Origin of the sequence: Escherichia sp. KCJ4928 (assembly GCF_004352695.1) — a bacterium.
Lineage (GTDB): Bacteria > Pseudomonadota > Gammaproteobacteria > Enterobacterales > Enterobacteriaceae > ECMA0423.
Genome location: NZ_SJWV01000011.1, coordinates 42,798 through 48,797, shown reverse-complemented (window position 1 = coordinate 48,797; position 6,000 = coordinate 42,798). Strand labels below are relative to the sequence as shown.

The following is a 6,000-nucleotide window of genomic DNA, read 5'->3' as shown; positions in this document are numbered from 1 at the left end:
TTCTTAAATGAGGCATTTTCACACAATTATCTTACAGATAAAAAAACCAGACTTGCAATTAAGAATCAGAACAATTCACTATATAACATTGCATGTAAAGCATATACACCTCATTATTTTGTCATTATTAAGTTATTAACAGCACAATCGAGCCTTCCCCTCTGGCAAAATCTTATTCTGCAGACCTTCAAAACACCGTCCTGGGGGAGTACATTGTTCTAAGCTGACTTCCACGGCAGGGAGTGGCGATAACAGCAAAAAAGGTCAAGATTCATGTCCCCCATTGAAAAATCCAGCAAATTAGAGAATGTCTGTTATGACATCCGTGGTCCGGTGCTGAAAGAAGCAAAACGCCTGGAAGAAGAAGGTAACAAGGTACTGAAACTGAACATCGGCAACCCAGCCCCGTTCGGTTTTGACGCGCCAGATGAAATCCTCGTTGACGTGATACGCAACCTGCCTACCGCTCAAGGGTATTGCGATTCCAAAGGTCTTTACTCCGCGCGTAAAGCCATCATGCAGCACTACCAGGCTCGTGGCATGCGTGATGTTACCGTGGAAGATATTTACATCGGCAATGGTGTATCGGAGCTTATCGTTCAGGCAATGCAGGCATTGCTGAACAGCGGGGACGAAATGTTGGTTCCTGCACCAGATTACCCACTATGGACCGCGGCGGTTTCGCTTTCCAGCGGTAAAGCGGTGCATTATCTTTGCGATGAATCCTCTGACTGGTTCCCGGACCTCGATGATATTCGCGCTAAAATTACGCCTCGTACGCGTGGGATCGTTATAATCAACCCAAATAACCCAACCGGCGCGGTATATTCCAAAGAGCTTTTAATGGAGATTGTGGAGATTGCACGTCAGCATAATCTCATTATCTTCGCCGATGAAATTTATGACAAAATTCTTTACGACGACGCTGAGCATCACTCAATTGCGCCGCTGGCACCTGACCTGCTGACCATTACCTTTAACGGACTGTCGAAAACGTACCGCGTTGCAGGCTTCCGTCAGGGGTGGATGGTGTTGAACGGGCCGAAAAAACACGCCAAAGGCTACATCGAAGGTCTGGAAATGCTGGCTTCAATGCGCCTGTGTGCTAACGTTCCTGCGCAACACGCCATTCAGACCGCGCTGGGTGGTTATCAGAGCATCAGTGAATTTATTACCCCTGGCGGTCGTCTTTATGAGCAGCGTAACCGCGCGTGGGAACTGATCAACGATATTCCGGGCGTTTCCTGCGTGAAACCTCGTGGTGCGCTGTATATGTTCCCGAAAATCGACGCCAAACGCTTTAACATTCACGACGATCAGAAAATGGTGCTGGATTTCCTGTTGCAGGAAAAAGTTCTGTTGGTGCAAGGGACGGCATTCAACTGGCCGTGGCCGGATCACTTCCGCATTGTCACGCTACCGCGTGTCGATGATATCGAGCTGTCTTTGAGCAAGTTCGCGCGTTTCCTTTCTGGTTATCATCAGCTGTAATCTTAATTTCACTGCCGGAGATTGCATCCGGCAGCGTTATCCCGCCACAATGACCTGATGATGTCATCATACGTAAGGTCACTATGAAACAGAGCCATTTTTTTGCCCATCTCTCCCGCCTGAAACTCATTAACCGCTGGCCGCTCATGCGCAACGTGCGGACGGAAAATGTGTCCGAACACAGTTTGCAGGTAGCGATGGTCGCCCATGCGCTGGCAGCTATCAAAAATCGGAAATTTGGCGGTAATGTCAACGCCGAACGTATCGCTTTACTGGCGATGTACCACGATGCCTCAGAAGTGCTCACCGGCGATCTCCCTACTCCGGTGAAATACTTCAATTCGCAAATCGCTCAGGAGTACAAGGCTATTGAAAAAATCGCTCAGCAAAAACTGGTCGATATGGTTCCGGAAGAGCTGCGGGATATCTTTGCGCCGTTAATTGACGAGCATGCATATAGCGATGAAGAAAAATCGCTGGTGAAACAGGCAGATGCACTGTGTGCATATCTGAAATGTCTGGAAGAACTCGCGGCCGGAAATAATGAATTCTTGCTGGCAAAAACGCGACTGGAAGCGACGCTTGAAGCGCGTCGCAGCCAGGAGATGGACTACTTCATGGAAGTATTTGTTCCCAGCTTCCATCTTTCGCTCGATGAGATTAGCCAGGATTCACCGCTGTAAGCAGCCGGAGTCTGCGTCGCATCAGGCAATAAGCGCCGGATGCGACATCAGGCTCTTGTCAAAACGGAAACAGCATCGGGATCATCACCACACAAACCGCCATCACGATAATGGTGAACGGTACCCCCAACTTCACAAAGTCACTGAAGCTGTAATTTCCCGGACCTAAAACCAGTGTGTTAACAGGTGAAGAAACCGGTGTCATAAAGGCGGCGGATGCTGCCATCGCCACGACCATCGCGAATGGATAAGGCGACACCCCCATCGTTTTGGCAGCAGCCAGCGCAATCGGAGCCATCAACACCGCCGTCGCGGTATTAGAGATAAATAGCCCAATAACCGCCGACAAGACAAACAAACAACCCAGCATCATATGTGGCCCGTAACCACCGCCAATGTCCATCAGCCCTTTCACCGCCAGCGCGACACCTCCCGTTTTCTGTAATGCCACAGCAAACGGCATCATCCCAACGATCAAAATAATGCTCGGCCAGTGAATGGATTTATAGGCGCTTTCAGCATCTATACAGCGGAATTTCCCCATCAGCAGGCAGGCGATGATAGCGGCAACAGGATTAGGAATTTCATCTGTCAGCATTAACGCCACCATTAGCACCAGACAGAAAATGGCATGGGGTGCCTGGCTGTGCGCGGGCGATGCTTCACTCACCTCTTCCGGTAAGTTCAGCGCTACGAAGTCGCGGCCCTGTTTGGCCAGCATACCGATCAGTTTCCAGTTACCCACAACCAGGATGATATCGCCCAGCAGCAGAGGCTCATCCGCCAGCGAACCTTCCAGCGCCACGCCATTGCGCTTTAGCCCCACCACATTCAGTCCGTAGCGGGTACGAAAACCAATTTCGCGCACCGATTTACCAATCAGTTCTGACTCAGGAATTAATGAAATCTCTGCCATGCCCACATCAAGGGCCTGGTCAGAAAAATACTCGCCGCGCAGTACCATCGGCTCCAGCAATTGCTCACTACAAAATTGCCGGAGATCGACATCAGCCGCAGACATATCAATAAGCAAAACGTCACGCGCGCGAAATTCAGAAACCCCATTAACGTTCACGATAACGCGACGAAAACGCCGCCAGCGTTCAACACCGATGACGTTAGCGCCATAACGCTCACGTAATTTGAGATCATCCAGCCGTTGACCTATCATTGGCGATCCGGGGCGAATAGCCAGACGTCGCGCACGCCCGGTCAGTCGATATTCACGGATAAGATCGCGAAAGGTTCGACGCGTCCAGCCTTCGCGCTGCGGGGTCTGGGTATCCCCTTTCAGCATGAAACGCATCACTAACATATACAAAATACCCAGCACCAGCACGACCAGGCCAATAGGTGTTACGCTAAAGAAACTGAAGCCGTGATAGCCTTCACGCAGCAATTCACTGTTGACTACCAGGTTCGGCGGCGTCGCCACCAGCGTCATCATGCCGCTAATCAGCCCGGCAAAACTTAACGGCATCATCAGACGTGACGGCGAAGTTTGCATACGCATGGCAACGCTTAACACCACGGGAATAAAGATAGCGACAACGCCGGTTGAACTCATAAACGCGCCAAGCCCCGCGACGGTCAGCATCAACAAAACCAACATTTTGATTTCACTGTTGCCCGCCACTTTGACCAGCCATGTTCCCATTACGGTGGCAACACCGGTACGGACCAAACCATCGCCAATAATAAACAAGGCGGCAATCAGGACAACGTTAGGATCAGAAAAGCCGGAAAATACTTCGGGGACCGTCAGCGTTCCGCTTAATGCAAACGCGACAATAACAAACAAAGCGACCGCATCCATACGCACTCTGCCCGTCGCAAACAAGACGATGGCAACGGCCAGTAATGAAAGAACCCAAATCAATTCACCGTTCACAACTTATCCTTGTTAATTGAGGGGGATGACTTGATTCTGCCATAAAAAAGCCCCGACGAGACGGGGCTAAATCATGATCAGGTGTTTCACTGAATAATAACATCGCCATTTGGCTGTTTGGTCACAGTAATTTGCTCCAGACTGTGGAGGACCAAATCGACCTCATTCAGGCGCGGGGTATCTGCCGGAGCGTTAACCGCAATGACATGGCAACCCGCCGCCAGGCCAGAAAGCACGCCAGCGGGAGCATCTTCCACCACCACACACTCCTGCGGCGCAAGCCCCAGCAGCTGCGCACCTAACAGATACGCATCAGGTTCTGGTTTTCCGCGCTTCACTCGCTCAGCGGTTACAAACACCTCTGGTGCGGGAAGCCCAGCTATTTTATGGCGCGCTCGCGCTACCGGCATGGAGCCAGAAGTCACAATGGCCCACGGAATACCTGCTTTATTCAAATGATTGAGTAAGGCGATTGCCCCCGGAAGCGCGGTAATACCTTCGGTTTCCGTGGCCTCGATGTGCTCCAGACGCGTAAACTCGGCGGCAATATCAGCCTCGGATTTGCCCGCCATAAAATGGCGCAAAGAGGTGATCGCCTGTTTACCGTGAATGAAAGCCAGCACCTCTTCCGGCGCTAACCCATGACGTCTGGCCCAGTTGCTCCACGCCCGTTCTACCGCAGGCAGGGAATCCACCAGCGTTCCATCAAGATCAAACAGAAAACCTTTGCACCGCACGCGGGCTTCCTCAGGCGTTGATAATTTGATTAATTTCGTTGGCGCTCAAATGGTACTGACGCGGGCAGGCATGCCACACATTAAGCATGCGCTGATATTTTTCCCACATTGGCGTCTGGGCGTTAAAACCGTGAGTTCCGGCGTCAAAATGGGTATAGCGCCCTTCCACATTAACCATAAAGCGGACATAACCGAGGTAACGTGCTTCAGTGGCGGCGTCAAAGCCGAGGAAGGTGACACGACGTTCATCGATAGATTGCTGGTCCTGCAAATTAGACCAGGAAACATGCAACGCATGATACATCTCCATAATGTCGATGATAGTGCGGCAGGTTTCTTCTTTCAGCTCGCCAAACTCGCGATCCAATTCACGCATCTGTAATCCGTAACCACGCTCAATAATTGTTTGCAGGCGACGGTAACGTTCAGCATTTGCCGGATCGAGCATAGTCATCATCTTGTACTGATTAGACAAAATAAGACGTTGCGCGTTGGTCATTTCCATTGTTGACTCCTGTATCACTCTACTACGGTGAAAAAAAAGAAGGCTGAGTATGCCTTCTTTTATATACGTAATCAGGGGTCAATTACAAATCATCAAGGAAAGTTTTATCCAGTTGTTTGAAGGCGCGCTTAAGCGTGTCAGCTAATGCCTGGTAATCAGGCTTGCCTTCAACGGGTGCCAACACCTGTCCAGACTCCTGCAATTTACCGCGAACTTCATAAAACCAGTTGAGGATAGCAGGGGGTAATGGCGTTACAGAACGCTTGCCCAGCCACCATAATCCCTGCATGGGTAAACTTAAGGCGAACAGCGCAGTGGCAACTGCCGGCCCAAGCTGACCGCCCAGGGCAATCTGCCAGCAGAGAGTAAATACGGCGATCGGCGGCATAAAACGGATCGCATAACGCGTCATCTTGATAACGCGATTTTCGACAAAGACCGGGGCAAGGCGTTTTTCCAGCGGCCACGTCTTTGAGTAATGCTGTCCCCGGCGAAACAAGCTAAAAAAATTAACAGAACGATTATCCGGCGTTGACATGCTTCACCTCAACTTCACATATAAAGATTCAAAAATTTGTGCAAATTCACAACTCAGCGGGACAACGTTCAAAACATTTTGTCTTCCATACCCACTATCAGGTATCCTTTAGCAGCCTGAAGGCCTAAGTAGTACATATTCATTGAGTCGTCAAA

The 6,000-nt window shown here is 50.4% G+C and carries 6 protein-coding genes; 2 read left to right on the top strand and 4 right to left on the bottom strand.

Annotated elements, in window-relative coordinates; translation table 11 throughout:
- Positions 1–273: 273 nt before the first annotated feature.
- Entirely contained in the window at positions 274–1,491 is a 1,218-nt protein-coding gene (gene alaA / locus E0D98_RS03405; protein WP_000074527.1) for an alanine transaminase AlaA, read from the top strand.
- An 83-nt stretch (positions 1,492–1,574) separates the two neighbouring features.
- Positions 1,575–2,174: a 5'-deoxynucleotidase gene (gene yfbR, locus E0D98_RS03400; RefSeq protein WP_000813860.1), complete on the top strand. Its 600-nt coding sequence runs from the start codon at positions 1,575–1,577 to the stop codon at positions 2,172–2,174.
- 58 nt (positions 2,175–2,232) lie between these two features.
- Here the strand turns inward: yfbR and E0D98_RS03395 are convergent, their stop codons facing one another.
- The 4 genes from E0D98_RS03395 to yfbV all read right to left on the bottom strand — a co-directional run bounded on the left by E0D98_RS03395 (position 2,233) and on the right by yfbV (position 5,845).
- Positions 2,233–4,065 carry an SLC13 family permease gene (locus tag E0D98_RS03395; RefSeq protein ID WP_001012899.1) on the bottom strand — a complete coding sequence of 611 codons (1,833 nt, stop codon included), beginning with the start codon at positions 4,063–4,065 and terminating at the stop codon, positions 2,233–2,235.
- Positions 4,066–4,151: 86 nt separating this feature from the next.
- On the bottom strand, positions 4,152–4,802 hold the full coding sequence (gene hxpA, locus E0D98_RS03390; RefSeq protein ID WP_001203389.1) for a hexitol phosphatase HxpA: 651 nt from the start codon (positions 4,800–4,802) through the stop codon (positions 4,152–4,154).
- Between the two features lie 10 nt (positions 4,803–4,812).
- Complete coding sequence (locus E0D98_RS03385; protein ID WP_000426124.1) at positions 4,813–5,307, bottom strand: YfbU family protein; 495 nt, start codon at positions 5,305–5,307, stop codon at positions 4,813–4,815.
- An 82-nt stretch (positions 5,308–5,389) separates the two neighbouring features.
- Positions 5,390–5,845, bottom strand: a complete 456-nt coding sequence (yfbV, locus tag E0D98_RS03380) for a terminus macrodomain insulation protein YfbV (protein ID WP_000106627.1) — start codon at positions 5,843–5,845, stop codon at positions 5,390–5,392.
- Between the last annotated feature and the right edge of the window lie 155 nt (positions 5,846–6,000).